The sequence below is a fragment of the Simiaoa sp. genome (assembly GCF_051972595.1).
In the GTDB taxonomy this organism is placed as follows: domain Bacteria; phylum Bacillota; class Clostridia; order Lachnospirales; family Lachnospiraceae; genus Acetatifactor; species Acetatifactor hominis.
This window is the reverse complement of sequence record NZ_JBOKRY010000006.1, coordinates 40,741-55,815: the sequence shown is the minus strand read 5'-3', so window position 1 is coordinate 55,815 and position 15,075 is coordinate 40,741. Positions and strand designations below refer to the sequence as shown.

Below are 15,075 nucleotides of genomic sequence, written 5' to 3'. Positions count from 1 at the left end.
GTAGTATGGCAGCAATAGACCAGAGTAAGATCCGCAATTTTTGTATTGTGGCACATATAGATCACGGTAAATCCACCCTGGCAGACCGCATCATCGAGAAGACCGGTCTGCTCACCAGCAGAGAGATGCAGGCACAGGTGCTGGACAATATGGACCTGGAGAGGGAACGCGGTATTACCATCAAGGCACAGGCAGTACGCACGGTATATCAGGCGCAGGACGGAGAAGAGTATATCTTTAACTTGATCGATACTCCGGGACATGTGGACTTTAACTACGAAGTCAGCCGTTCTCTGGCGGCCTGCGACGGCGCAATCCTGGTGGTGGATGCGGCACAGGGCATTGAGGCACAGACCCTGGCGAATGTCTATCTGGCGCTGGATCATGACCTGGATGTATTCCCGGTTATTAATAAAATCGACCTGCCCAGCGCGGATCCCCAGAGAGTCATCGAGGAGATCGAGGATGTCATCGGTATTGAAGCACAGGACGCACCGTTAATTTCAGCCAAGAACGGTATCGGCATCGAGGAAGTCTTAGAACAGATCGTGAAAAAGATCCCCGCACCCAAGGGAAGCCCCAACAAGCCGCTACAGGCGCTGATCTTCGACTCCGTGTACGATTCCTATAAGGGTGTTATTATATTCTGCCGTGTCATGGAAGGTACCGTGAAAAAAGGTACCATGATCCGCATGATGGCTACCGGAGCGAAGGAAGAAGTGGTAGAGGTCGGCTATTTCGGAGCGGGACAGTTTATCCCCTGTGACGAGCTTTCCGCAGGAATGGTAGGCTATATTACTGCGTCCATTAAAAATGTAAAGGATACGGCGGTGGGTGATACCGTGACGGATGACAACAATCCCTGCGCAGAGCCCCTGCCCGGTTATAAAAAAGTACAATCCATGGTATACTGCGGACTGTACCCCGCAGACGGATCTAAGTACCCGGATCTGCGTGATGCACTGGAAAAATTACAGTTAAACGACGCTTCTCTGTTCTATGAGCCGGAGACTTCCGTGGCACTGGGATTTGGTTTCCGCTGTGGATTTTTAGGACTGTTACACTTAGAGATCATCCAGGAGCGTCTGGAGAGAGAGTACAACCTCGACCTGGTGACAACCGCACCCGGCGTAGTCTATAAGGTGCATAAGACCAACGGCGAAGTGATCGAACTGACCAACCCCTCCAACCTGCCGGATCCTTCCGAGATTGAATATATGGAAGAGCCGGTGGTGAATGCGGAGATCATGGTTACTTCTGAATTCATCGGTTCCATTATGGAACTGTGTCAGGAGCGTCGGGGCAAATACCTCGGTATGGAATACATCGAGGGTACCAGAGCACTGTTAAAATACGAACTGCCCTTAAACGAGATCATTTATGATTTCTTTGATGCACTGAAATCCCGTTCCCGCGGTTATGCTTCTTTTGACTATGACTTAAAGGGTTACGAGAGATCCAATCTGGTGAAGCTGGACATCCTTATCAACCGTGAGGAAGTGGATGCCCTGTCCTTTATCGTCTGTGCTGACTCCGCCTACGAGAGAGGACGTAAGATGTGCGAGAAGCTGAAGGACGAGATCCCCAGACACCTTTTCGAGATCCCCATTCAGGCTGCCATCGGAGGCAAGGTCATTGCCAGAGAGACGGTAAAAGCCATGCGTAAGGATGTACTGGCAAAATGCTACGGTGGTGATATTACCCGTAAGAAGAAGCTGTTAGAGAAGCAGAAAGAGGGTAAGAAACGTATGCGTCAGTTCGGTAACGTAGAGATCCCCCAGAAGGCATTTATGAGCGTACTGAAGCTGGATGATAAAAATTAACCACAAGTCATTTGAAGGAGCAATATGAATCAAAAAGAACTGGAACTGTATGTTCATATTCCCTTTTGCGTAAAAAAGTGCAGCTATTGTGATTTCCTGTCTGCCCCTGCCACGGAGCAGACTAAGGAAGCCTATATGGCTGCACTTTTTGCAGAGATCGGGGGAAGAGCAAAGGATTATAAAGAGCGTATTGTAACCAGCATATTTATCGGCGGCGGGACCCCTTCCCTGTTATCCGGCGACAGCATAAGACAGCTGATGGAACATATCCGGGAAGGATTTAGACTGGCACCGGATGCGGAGATCACTATGGAGGTGAATCCGGGCACTGTCACTACGGAAAAACTCACAGCATTTTATGCGGCGGGGATCAATCGTCTCAGCATCGGCATGCAGTCGGCGCAGGAGCAGGAACTGAAGATACTTGGAAGAATCCATGATTTTGACGGTTTCTGTCAGGTGTATCGGGAGGCGGTGGAAGCAGGTTTTACGAACATCAATGTGGATGTCATGAGCGGACTGCCGGGACAGACTCTTGCAAGCTATAAGGACACACTGGAAAAGGTGCTGCGGTTAGAGCCCATGCCGCAGCATATCTCAGCTTACAGCCTGATCGTGGAGGAAGGAACCCCTTTTGCGGCGATGGCGGACAGAGGAGAACTGCCTCTGCCGGAAGAAGATACGGAGCGCGCCATGTATGAGGAGACCATAGAGGTGCTGGCGGGATATGGTTTCCATCGCTATGAGATCTCCAATTATGCTTTAGACGGATACGAATGCAGGCATAATGTGGGCTACTGGATCCGGAGAGATTATCTTGGATTTGGTATAGGGGCGGCTTCCCTGATCGGCAACGTGAGATTTCAGAACGGAAGAGATCTTAACGCTTATCTGGCACATCCGCTTGCCTGCCGGGAAGAACAACAGAGCCTTACCACGCAGGAACAGATGGAAGAGACCATGTTTTTAGGACTGCGGTTAATACGGGGCGTGTCGTATCCGGAATTTGCACGCTGCTATGGGCAGACATTGGAAGAGGTCTACGGAGAAGTGATCGCACGAAATGTAGCGGATGGGCTGCTTACTGTCAGGGAAGATGAGACGGGACGGCGGCTTATGCTTACCGGGCGGGGGCTGGATGTAAGCAATTACGTCATGGCGCAGTTTTTATTCTGAAGATCCCCGGGGGACTGACAGGCACTTGTGGACAGAAAATCACATAAACTATCATAAGCAACTGTCCACGGAGGTGCTCTTTGAAGACCTTTCAACAGCCATTAACCGCGGAAGAAGAAGCTTATTATATCCGTATGCTCAGGGAAGGTACCGTGGAAGAAGCCAGGCAGGCAAAAGAGATTCTGGTAGAGAGGAACCTGCGTCTGGTGGCGCACATTGCGAAAAAATACCAAAATGTAGAGGAAGATATGGAGGATCTGATCTCCATCGGGTGTATTGGTCTGATCAAAGCGGTGAATTCTTTTGATTCCGGAAAAGGGAGACTGGCTACCTATGCCTGCCGCTGCATCGATAATGAACTTCTGATGATGCTGCGCAGCCGCAAAAAACTGTCCAGAGAAGTCTCTCTGTACGAACCCATCGGGCAGGATAAGGAAGGCAATGCCATTCATCTGCTGGATGTGATCGAAGAGAAGCAGAGAGATGTGGTAGAGGACCTGGAGTTTTTGAGGAACAGAAAACGTCTGCTGGTGGCGTTAGACCACTGTCTGACCGAGAGAGAGTATAAGATTCTGGTGATGCGCTACGGAATTTTAGGATACAAAGAATATACACAGCAGGAAGTGGGAGATGTTTTAGGAATCTCGAGGAGCTATGTCTCCCGCATGGAAAAAAGAGCACTGCAGAAGCTGGCAGCAGAGCTGAAGGAAGAATAACGCAGGCTTGTCAAGAGTACGACGCTGTGCTATATTGGTAATAGTGTTACTACACAGGATAAGGGGGGAAAAGGATGCACTTTGTGAGAACGGAAGACTTAAAGACAGGAATGCGCCTGGCGAGACCTGTTTATAATAAGAAAAGCATTCTTTTGTTTGACCGGAATTCCCTTTTGTCAGTACAGGCAATAGAAAGCATCCGCAATTTCGGACTGATCGGCGTCTATGTGCTGGAACCGGCAGAACCGCTTCCGCCCATGACACAGGAGGACCTGGAGTTTGAACGGTTCCAGATCAAGGCAGTTGGCGCCATCGAAGAGGAACAGGAACGTATCCGAAAGACCAGAAAGCAGAGCCGTACCCAGGCGATTGCAGACATGGTCATCCGCAATTACGGACATCTGGATGAGAAGATCAATTTCTATCAGAATCTGAGGAGTCTGGAGGACTATGTCTCCAGACATTCCCTGAATGTGGCAATACTCTGTGCCATGATCACCCATGTAATGAATCTAAGGCGGGAAGAACAGTACCATACGGTATGTGCTGCAATTCTCCACGATATGGGCAAACTGGGAAAAAAGGATGCTGTGTATTACGGAGCACCCTATTCCGAGGAGGACATGCTTAAGAATTGTGAGACCCAGGAAGAAGCTTATGGGATGATCGAGGAGGCCTTTGCAACCGAAGGAATGCATATCCGCAGAATCTGCCAGCAGGCAGCGAGAAAGCAGATGGATCTGTTCCCGGCAGACGGGGAGAAGAGCCGGTACAAGATGTTGGCGGGATCCGGTGTCCTGCTGGTGGCGAACCGCTACGATGAGATCACTGCCATGACGCTGCAGGGTACAGCACAATCGGAAGTGAAAGCCATCCAGGAATTCATAGAACACCCTGAGGTCTATGATCCGGAGACGGTACGGGCGCTGATCCGTTCTATCAATATTCTGCCGCCCGGGGCAAGCGTGGAACTCAGCACAGGGGAAAAGGCACTGGTATTAAATGAAAATGAAGAAAATGTACTGCGTCCCACACTGGTAAGTTTCCGGGATAACAGTATTTTGAATCTGTCACTTCCGGAGAACGAAGATATTCACATCGTGGATATCATGAAGACCATGGATAACAGATACATATTCAGCAAATAGTGAGGAGCAACTATGCCAACAATCGAAGAAATACTCAGAGCCGCCAAGGAGGCGGGAGCAAGTGATGTGCATCTTACGGTAGGTATTCCGCCGAAGATGCGTGTGAACGGTAATCTGATCACCATGGATTACCCGAAGATGCTTCCTGCGGATACTTTGGAGGTATTAGTCAATATTATGACGGAAGTACAGAGAGAACGTTTCGAGGAACGGGGAGAATACGATATGTCATTCTCCATCCCCAACTGTGGACGTTACCGTGTCAATGCCTATAAACAGAGAGGCTCTGTGGCACTGGCATTCCGTCTGGTGGGTACCGTGGTGCCCTCTCCGGAAGAACTGGGTGTACCGGAATCCGTGGTGGATCTGTATCAGCGCAAACGTGGACTGGTATTGGTCACCGGGCCTACCGGAAGCGGTAAATCCACTACCCTTGCCGCTATTATTGACAAGATCAACAACAACAGAGATGCCCATGTCATCACTCTGGAAGACCCCATCGAGTATCTGCATCAGCATAAGATGTCCATGGTCAACCAAAGGGAGATCGGCATTGATTCTAACAATTATGCCAATGCCTTAAGAGCAGCCCTTCGTGAAGACCCCGATGTCATTCTCGTAGGAGAGATGCGTGACTTCGAGACCATCAGCGTAGCAATCACGGCAGCGGAGACCGGACATCTGGTATTGTCTACATTGCATACCATTGGTGCCGCCAGTACCGTAGACCGTGTCATCGATGTATTCCCGCCCCATCAGCAGCAACAGATCAGAGTACAACTGTCCAATACCCTGGAAGCCGTAGTCTCTCAGCAGCTGATCCCTACCGCGGACGGTAAACACCGTGTGGCAGCGTTTGAGGTCATGCATGCCAACCATGCGGTCCGTAACCTGATCCGTGAGGGCAAATCCCATCAGCTGGCTAGTGTCATGCAGACGAACCGGAAGCTTGGCATGATCACCATGGACGAAGCCATTGTCCAGCTCTATTTTGAAGGTAAAATCGACAGAGAGCATGCGATCCAGTTTGCACAGGATCCCGACAGCATGGAGAATAAGATCTGATTAAGAGGTAATAAAAGACTCCGGCAGCTTACGGTATCGTGGGCCGCCGGGGCATAGGTATTTGTTTTTCTTCTTTTTTCTAAGTATTATCAAAGTTTTTTTCAAGCAACTGTCCTTCGGGACATTCCGCAGAATTTCTGCAATCGTTTTCCATTTTTCATTATTTATAAAAATAACAAAAATAAAGGAGGTAGTTTATGTTTTCTACAATTTATTCCGGCGCGGTCTGCGGTCTGCAGGCGTATCTGATCCGCGTGGAGGTGGATCTGGCGGGAGGATTGCCGGCTTTTTTGATGGTGGGTTCTCTGGGCAGTGAAGTGAGAGAATCCAGGGAAAGAGTATGTGTTGCCATGAAAAATTCAGGTTTTCAGATTCCGACCGGCCACATTACCGTGAATCTGGCACCGGCGGACAGACGGAAGGACGGTACCGCATTTGATCTGCCCATAGCCATCGGACTATTGCAGGATATGGAGCTTCTGAAAGAGGACGCGGTGAAAGACACGCTGTTTTTAGGGGAACTGGGATTAAACGGTGAGATCAAAAAAGCAAAAGGAGTACTGCCGATTGTAAGAGAGGCGACCCGTCGGGGAATTCACAGGGTCATTGTCCCCAGGGAAAATGCCCTGGAGGCAGCGGTAATCCCGGGAGTGACAGTATGGGGCGTTGGGAATTTGGGAGAACTGTTTACGGCACTGTTACATCCAGGGGAGGATGAAGAGAAAATATACAGACCGAGAGTCTGCCCGGAGGATCTGCTGAAATGCAGCGGGGGAGACAGAAGAGGGGATTTCCGGGAAGTGGCGGGTCAGGAGAGTGCCAGGAGAGGTGCGCTGATCGCGGCAGCAGGCTTTCATAATCTGTTAATGATGGGACCGCCCGGTGTTGGCAAGTCCATGATCGCCGGAAGGATTCCCGGAATCTTACCACCGCTTACGCTGGAGGAAAGCCTGGAGGTCACCAGCATCTACAGTGTGGCAGGGCTTCTGCCACCGGAGCAGGCGCTGATTACAGAGAGACCTTTTTATGCACCTCATCAAAACGTCACTTTGGCGGCTCTGATCGGTGGAGGAGCGACGGTGCCGCGACCGGGAATGGTGTCGTTGGCGCATCGGGGGGTGCTGTTTTTGGATGAACTCCCACAGTTTCAGAGGGTGGTGCTCGACAGCATGCGTCAGCCCCTGGAAGAACGCAGGGTACAGATTGCAAGAAGTGCGGGACTGATCACCTATCCTTCCGATTTTATGCTGGTGGCAGCCATGAATCCCTGCCCCTGCGGATATTATCCGGATCGGAACAAATGCCGCTGCACACAGCCCCAGATCGATAAATACTTAGGAAAAGTGTCAGGACCGCTGTTAGACCGTATTGATCTGTGTGTGGAGCTGCAGCCTGTGGATATCCTGCATTTACAGGAAAACGGATCCGGAGAGAGCAGCGAAGAGATGCGGGAGAAAATAGGTGCGGCACGAAAAATGCAGGAAAAACGATATGCAGGCACCGACTACCGGTTCAATGGAGATGTCTCTTCCGCAGATGCGGAAAAATACTGTGTGCTCGGAACGGAAGAAAAAAAGGTGATGGGACAGATGTATCATACACTTGCCTTGAGTGCGAGGGCGTATCACAGGATCTTAAAAACGGCGCGCACCATCGCCGACCTGGAGGGATATGGGGAGATCACGAAGGATCATCTGCTGGAGGCAGCCTGTTACAGACCTTCGGAGGAATACTGGAATTAAGGGATGAAGGAAAGGAATAGATACGGTATGAATAGGATGGAAACAGAGAGAATGTATGCGTATTTTCTATGCAGCATTCCCATGATCGGTGGTGTACGTGCGGGACAGCTCGAAGAGCGGTTCGGCTCACCACAGGGGATATATGAGGCCGGAGTAACCGGTTGGAGAGAATGCGTGAGTGAATCCATTGCGGAGTATATGGACAGGCAGAAAAAAGAGGATGCATGGAGGCAGGAATATGCACAGCTTGCAGAGAAACAGATCCATTTGGTGTTTCCCTGGGAAGAAGGATTTCCAAAAAAGTTATTAACTATACCGGATCCACCGTATGGATTTTTTTATAAAGGACGGCTCCCGAAGGATACCATTCCTTCGGTGGCGGTCATCGGAGCCAGAGAATGTTCGGAGTATGGCAGATATGTGGCGGAGGAACTGGGGAGGTATCTTGGCACACATAGAATCCAGGTCATCAGCGGTATGGCGAGAGGCATTGACGGAATCAGTCAGCAGGCGGCATTGTCAGCGGGAGGCACCTCCTACGGGGTACTGGGATGCGGTGTGGATATCTGCTACCCCAGCCAGAACAGAAGATTGTATGAAGAACTGGGCAGGGAGGGAGGACTGCTCTCCACCTATGCGCCGGGAATCCGCGCCATGCCGGCATATTTTCCGCCCAGAAACCGCATTGTCAGCGGACTGTCGGATGCGCTGATCGTCATTGAAGCCAGGCAGAAGAGCGGGACACTGATCACTGTGGATATGGCATTGGAACAGGGAAGAGATGTGTATGTGGTGCCGGGCAGAATCACGGACAGACTCAGTGATGGCTGTAACCGGTTGCTAAACCAGGGCGCGGGAGTGATGCTTTCGCCGGAACAGTTTCTGGAGGAATTTTTGCAAAGCTGGGAAGAGAGACAGGAGCTTCCTGTGGAGAGCGATATTTATAAAAGAAAGAAAAAGCACAGAAAAAATAAAAATCTGCAATTGAAGGAGCCTCTGAAAAAGGTGTATGAGAGACTGACTCCCGTGCCGAAGACTGCGGAGACGATTCTTGCAGAGCTGTGGGAAAAGGGAGAATATCTTGACATTGCCGCATTACACCGGGCACTGATGGAGCTGGAACTTTCCGGGTATGTGAGACAAAGCAGCCCGGGGTATTTTGGCACTTCTGCGAATTGACAAGGATTTGAAAAAAGGGGTATAGTAATAGTCATACATGAGAATGATGAGAAAGGTCAGGTACCCCTTATGAACGATAAAGATACTTACAGAATGCATACGAAAGTGATACAGATCGGAGGCCGGAAGATCGGTGGCGGGAATCCGATCGCCATTCAGTCCATGACCAATACGAAGACGGAGGATGTGAAGGCTACGGTGGAGCAGATTTTACGTCTGGAGAAGGCAGGCTGTGAGATCATCCGCTGTACGGTGCCCACATTAGAGGCGGCAGCAGCCATCCGTGAGATCAAGAAGCAGATTCATATTCCGCTGGTGGCGGATATTCATTTTGACTACCGTATGGCTCTGGCTGCCATCGAGAACGGTGCGGACAAGATCCGTATCAACCCCGGCAATATCGGAAGTACGGAGCGGGTGAAGGCTGTGGTGGATGCGGCGAAGGAGCGGAATATCCCCATACGTGTCGGTGTCAACAGCGGCTCCCTGGAGAAGCCGTTAATAGAGAAATACGGTGGTGTGACAGCCGAGGGCATTGTGGAGAGCGCACTGGATAAGGTGCACATGATCGAAGACTTAGGATATGACAATCTGGTCATCAGTATCAAGTCTTCGGATGTATTAATGTGCGTGAAAGCCCATGAACTGCTGGCAGGGAAGACAGTATACCCGCTGCATGTGGGCATTACCGAGTCCGGTACAGTCAATAGCGGCAATATCAAATCTGCCATTGGTCTGTCCCTGATCTTAAGCCAGGGCATCGGTGACACGATCCGTGTATCCCTGACCGGAGATCCGGTGGAGGAGATCAAGTCCGCGAAGCTGATCCTGCGTACCCTGGGACTCAGAAAGGGCGGCATCGAAGTCGTATCCTGCCCTACCTGTGGCAGAACCCAGATCGACCTGATCGGACTGGCGACCAGGGTGGAAAAGCTGGTGGAGGATTATCCGTTAGATATTAAGGTGGCAGTAATGGGCTGCGTAGTGAACGGACCCGGAGAAGCGAAGGAAGCGGATCTGGGAGTAGCGGGCGGTATCGGAGAAGGACTGTTGATCAAACATGGTGAGATCGTGAAAAAGCTTCCGGAGGATCAGCTGCTCCCCGCCTTAAAAGAGGAATTGGATCATTGGAGTTAAAATAGATGAGTAAACCTTTTTTTGAAGTATTTCCGAATTTACAGTTGAATATGGATATTCATGACCTGATGGGTCAGACAGAAGTAGAGAGAGTCTCGGCGACAAAGCGCAGAGACTTTCTTCGGGTGTATTTAAAAAGTACCCGTCTGATTCAGAAAACAGATATCTGGACCGCGGAACAGGAGATTAAAAAGCAGTTGTTTCCGGATGCCAATCTGACAGTAAAAATATACGAAAAATTTGAACTTTCTTCCCAATACAATCCGGAAAAGCTGATGGATATCTATAAAGAAAGTATTTTGGAGGAATTTCGGGAATACAGTCATATCCAGTACAACGCCTTGAAGACGGCCAAGATCGAGTATCCTGCGGAGAATGAAATGCTGATAACGATGGAGGATACGGTGCTGAACCGCAGTATGGAAGGAGAGATATTACAGATCCTTGAGAAGATACTGGTGGAACGCTGTGGATTCTCTGTGAAGATACATGCAGCCTATGTGGAAAAAGAAATCGGAAGATTCAAGGAGGAAGAGGAAGCCAAGATCCGCATGAAGGTAGACGCCATCTACAGCCGCACCAGAGGCAGGAAGGAAGAAGCTGTGGACAGCACAGCGCCTGCACAGAACACGGAGCAGGAAAATACACAGAGCCCGGAACCAAAAAAGGCAGACAATTCCGACAAGGCAAAAAGCGAACCGGCAGGTGGCGTAACCAAGAGCTTCCAGGGGGGCGGCCGTGGCGAATTCAAGCGTGGCGAATTCAAAAAAGGAGAGTTTCGTAAGGGTGGCAATTTTGAAAAAGGTGCCCTGAAGAGATCGGACAATCCCGATGTGATCTATGGCAGAGATTTTGAAGAGGAAGCCATGAAGATCGAGGAACTGATCGGTGATATGGGTGAAGTGACCATCCGTGGAAAAGTACTGTCCGTGGATACCAGGGATATTAAGAATGAGAAGACCATCATTATCTTCAATATGTCCGATTTTACCGATACCATGACCATCAAGATGTTCGTGCGTACGGAACAGGTGAAGGAAGTGACCGGGGATATTAAGCCGGGAGTCTTTTTAAAGGTAAAGGGAATCTGCATGATGGATAAGTTTGACCATGAGCTTGCCATCGGCTCCATCGCCGGAATCAAGAAGATCCCTGATTTTACTAATACAAGAATGGATACTTCCGCCCGAAAACGTGTGGAACTGCACTGCCATACCAAAATGAGTGATATGGACGGCGTCTCGGAAGCCAAAGATATTGTAAAACGCGCCTATAAATGGGGGCATCGCGCCATCGCCATCACGGATCACGGTGTGGTACAGAGTTTTACCGATGCCAATCATGTCTGGGACGATCTGTGGAAGGCGGAAAAGGGCAAACGTAAGGATGCCGGAGACGAGAATCCGGACAAGCAGGACTTTTTCAAAATCATCTATGGTGTGGAGGCTTATCTGGTAGATGATCTGAAGGAGATCGTGACCAATGATAAGGGACAGAGTCTGCACGAGGATTATGTGGTGTTCGATATCGAGACCACAGGATTCTCTCCGGTGAATAACCGGATCATCGAGATCGGTGCGGTCAAGGTGTCCGGCGGTGAGATCGTGGATCGTTTTTCCACTTTCGTCAATCCGGATGTACCCATTCCTTTTGAAATTGAGAAGCTGACAAGTATCCGGGATGAGGATGTTATGGATTATCCGCAGATCGATGTGATCCTGCCGCAATTTTTGCAGTTTTGTGAGGGATGTATCATGGTGGCACACAATGCCAGCTTCGATATGAGCTTCATTATGGAGAACTGCAGAAGACTGGGATATCCGCAGGAGTTTACCTATGTGGATACCGTGGGCATCTCCAGAGTATTGTTGAAGAATCAGTCAAAGCATACCCTGGATGCGGTAGCGAAGACTTTGGGGATATCTCTGGAGAACCATCACAGAGCCGTGGATGATGCAGAGTGTACGGCACATATTTTTGTGAAATTTATTAAAATGCTGGAGGAGCAGGATATCCATAATCTGACGGAAGTCAATGCACTGGGGGCATCCAGTGTGGATGCTGTGAAAAAAATGCCCTCCTACCATGCCATTATTTTGGCAAAAAATGATCTGGGACGCATCAATCTCTACCGACTGGTGTCCCAGTCACACCTGACCTATTTTAACAAACATCCTAGGATTCCCAAGAGTCTGGTGATGAAGTACAGGGAAGGATTGATCTTAGGAAGTGCCTGTGAGGCGGGAGAACTGTACCGGGCATTGCTTGACGGGCAGTCGGATGCGCAGATCGCAAGGCTGGTAAAATTCTATGATTATTTGGAGATTCAGCCCTGCGGCAACAATAAGTTCATGATCGCTTCGGAGCGTGTCCGAAATGTGAATTCTGTCGAGGATATTCAGAATATCAACCGCAGGATCGTGGAGCTGGGAGAGCAGTTCCATAAGCCGGTGGTAGCTACCTGCGATGTGCATTTCCTGGATCCGGAGGATGAGATCTACCGTCGTATCATCATGGCAGGACGGGGGTTTGATGATGCGGATGATCAGGCCCCGCTGTATTTACATACCACGGAGGAGATGTTGGAAGAGTTCTCCTATCTGGGCAGCGACAAGGCGGAAGAGATCGTCATTACCAATACGAATATGATCGCCGATATGATCGAGACCATTGCGCCGGTGCGCCCGGATAAATGTCCCCCGGTCATCCCGGACAGTGATAAGACACTGACGGAGATCTGTTATAATAGGGCCCATGAGATCTATGGACCCAATCTGCCGGGGATCGTAGAGGCAAGACTGGAGAAGGAATTGAATTCCATTATCAAAAACGGATTTGCCGTAATGTATATCATTGCGCAGAAGCTGGTATGGAAGTCGGTGGAGGATGGATATCTGGTAGGTTCCCGTGGATCCGTAGGAAGCTCCTTCGTGGCGACCATGGCGGGAATTACGGAGGTCAATCCCTTAAGCCCCCATTATTATTGTAGCAAGTGCCATTATGTGGATTTCGACAGTGAAGAGGTCAAAGCTTACGCCGGTAAAGCGGGAATCGATATGCCGGACAAGGTGTGCCCGGTGTGTGGAGAGAAGCTTCATAAGGATGGCTTTGATATTCCTTTCGAGACATTCCTGGGATTTAAGGGAGATAAGGAGCCGGATATCGACCTGAACTTCTCCGGTGAGTACCAGTCCAAAGCGCATAAATACACGGAGGTTATTTTCGGTGCGGGTCAGACCTTCCGTGCCGGAACCATTGCAACCCTGGCGGATAAGACCGCCTTTGGTTATGTGAAGAATTATTTTGAAGAACGTGGCATTCATAAGCGAACCAGCGAGATCGACCGTATTGCTTCCGGATGTACCGGCGTACGACGCAGTACCGGGCAGCATCCCGGTGGAATCGTCGTGCTGCCGCTCGGACAGGATATCAACTCCTTTACCCCGGTGCAGCATCCCGCGAATGATATGACCACGGATACCATAACGACACACTTTGACTACCATTCCATCGATCATAACCTGTTGAAGCTGGATATTCTGGGACACGATGATCCTACCATGATCCGTATGCTGCAGGATCTGACGGGGAGAGATCCTCTGACGATCCCGCTGGATGGACAGGATGTTATGAGCCTGTTCCAGAACACGGACGCATTAGGCATCACCCCGGAACAGATCGGTGGAACAAAGTTAGGAGCATTAGGCATTCCGGAGTTCGGTACGGACTTTGCTATGCAGATGGTTATCGATGCAAAACCCAAGGCGTTTTCCGATCTGGTGCGTATCTCCGGTCTGTCCCACGGTACCAACGTATGGCTGGGCAATGCACAGGATCTGATCATGAGCGGCGTGGCGACCATTTCCACGGCAATCTGTACCCGTGATGATATCATGCTGTATCTGATCCAGATGGGCGTGGAGTCGGAGAAGTCCTTCAAGATCATGGAGGCAGTACGTAAGGGTATGGTGGCGAAGGGAAAATGTGCCATGTGGGAAGAATGGAAAGCGGATATGCTGGCGCATGACGTACCCCAGTGGTATATCGAATCCTGCCAGAAGATCGAGTATATGTTCCCGAAGGCACATGCGGCGGCGTACGTTATGATGGCATGGCGTATCGCTTATTGCAAGATTCATTATCCGTTAGCTTATTATGGTGCGTTTTTCAGTATCCGCGCCAAGGCATTTTCCTACGAGATCATGTGTCAGGGGCAGAAACACTTGGAGAGCGTGATGGCAGAGTACAAAAAACGACAGGATACTCTCTCTAATAAGGAAAAAGATGCTATGGGCGATATGCGTATCGTGCAGGAGATGTATGCGCGAGGCTTTGAGTTTGAGCCTATTGATATCTTCCGGGCCCAGTCCAGATCGTTCCAGATCGTGGATGGGAAGCTGATGCCTTCCCTGAACAGTATTGACGGACTGGGAGAGAAGGCGGCAGATGCCATCGTGGAAGCGGCAAAAGACGGTCCCTTTCTGTCCAAGGATGATTTTCGTCAAAGAACTAAGGTTTCCAAGACGATAATTGACCTTATGGATTCGTTAGGATTATTAGGAGACCTGCCCGAGTCCAATCAGATCAGCATCTTTGATCTGGTGTAACAGCTCAGCCATACCGTGTGGAAATCGCTGCGTGGACGCTTGCGTACAAAGCAGCGTGTTCCACACGGTATGGCTGAGCGCCCGATCCATGAAGCAAAAGCTGAGCCGCGCAAAAATTTTTAAAAAACCTCTTGCTTTTTTTCGACAACTCGATTATACTATGCAAGTACTGCTTTTGTGGCTGATTGGTCAAGCGGTTAAGACGTCGCCCTCTCACGGCGAAAACAGGGGTTCGATTCCCCTATCAGCTGCTCTTTGAAAATTGTAGAAATTTTTCAAAAAATACTTGCAATTTTCAAATAAATGTATTATACTGAACAAGGTTCGTAAGTAACCTATGGCTGATTGGTCAAGCGGTTAAGACGTCGCCCTCTCACGGCGAAAACAGGGGTTCGATTCCCCTATCAGCTGCTTATTCTTTTAATAGAATAGCCCAACCCTGAAAAGTGTCGAAGAGCAGAAATGATTGCTTTTTGGCTCTT

At 49.8% G+C, this 15,075-nt stretch carries 9 protein-coding genes and 2 tRNA genes; all 11 read left to right on the top strand.

What is annotated here, in order from left to right; genetic code table 11:
• The first annotated feature begins 5 nt into the window (after positions 1-5).
• Positions 6-1,823: a translation elongation factor 4 gene (gene lepA / locus ACTRDR_RS03685; RefSeq protein WP_176864040.1), complete on the top strand. Its 1,818-nt coding sequence runs from the start codon at positions 6-8 to the stop codon at positions 1,821-1,823.
• A gap of 24 nt (positions 1,824-1,847) precedes the next feature.
• Positions 1,848-2,999: a radical SAM family heme chaperone HemW gene (gene hemW, locus ACTRDR_RS03680; protein WP_440526200.1), complete on the top strand. Its 1,152-nt coding sequence runs from the start codon at positions 1,848-1,850 to the stop codon at positions 2,997-2,999.
• A gap of 80 nt (positions 3,000-3,079) precedes the next feature.
• Complete coding sequence (gene sigK, locus ACTRDR_RS03675; protein ID WP_440526199.1) at positions 3,080-3,715, top strand: RNA polymerase sporulation sigma factor SigK; 636 nt, start codon at positions 3,080-3,082, stop codon at positions 3,713-3,715.
• A 74-nt stretch (positions 3,716-3,789) separates the two neighbouring features.
• Positions 3,790-4,863 carry an HD domain-containing protein gene (locus tag ACTRDR_RS03670; protein WP_440526198.1) on the top strand — a complete coding sequence of 358 codons (1,074 nt, stop codon included), beginning with the start codon at positions 3,790-3,792 and terminating at the stop codon, positions 4,861-4,863.
• 12 nt (positions 4,864-4,875) lie between these two features.
• Positions 4,876-5,928: a PilT/PilU family type 4a pilus ATPase gene (locus tag ACTRDR_RS03665; protein ID WP_176864048.1), complete on the top strand. Its 1,053-nt coding sequence runs from the start codon at positions 4,876-4,878 to the stop codon at positions 5,926-5,928.
• A gap of 197 nt (positions 5,929-6,125) precedes the next feature.
• Positions 6,126-7,670, top strand: coding sequence for a YifB family Mg chelatase-like AAA ATPase (locus ACTRDR_RS03660; protein WP_440526197.1), 1,545 nt, complete (start codon positions 6,126-6,128; stop codon positions 7,668-7,670).
• Between the two features lie 27 nt (positions 7,671-7,697).
• Positions 7,698-8,849 (top strand): DNA-processing protein DprA, encoded by a 1,152-nt coding sequence (gene dprA, locus ACTRDR_RS03655; protein WP_440526196.1) that lies wholly within the window; start codon positions 7,698-7,700, stop codon positions 8,847-8,849.
• A gap of 69 nt (positions 8,850-8,918) precedes the next feature.
• Positions 8,919-9,986 (top strand): flavodoxin-dependent (E)-4-hydroxy-3-methylbut-2-enyl-diphosphate synthase, encoded by a 1,068-nt coding sequence (ispG, locus tag ACTRDR_RS03650; protein WP_176864054.1) that lies wholly within the window; start codon positions 8,919-8,921, stop codon positions 9,984-9,986.
• Between the two features lie 5 nt (positions 9,987-9,991).
• Positions 9,992-14,593 (top strand): PolC-type DNA polymerase III, encoded by a 4,602-nt coding sequence (locus tag ACTRDR_RS03645; protein WP_440526195.1) that lies wholly within the window; start codon positions 9,992-9,994, stop codon positions 14,591-14,593.
• 179 nt (positions 14,594-14,772) lie between these two features.
• Positions 14,773-14,844 (top strand) — tRNA-Glu (locus ACTRDR_RS03640).
• An 88-nt stretch (positions 14,845-14,932) separates the two neighbouring features.
• Positions 14,933-15,004: transfer RNA gene (locus tag ACTRDR_RS03635), tRNA-Glu, on the top strand.
• The last annotated feature ends 71 nt before the right edge of the window (positions 15,005-15,075 follow it).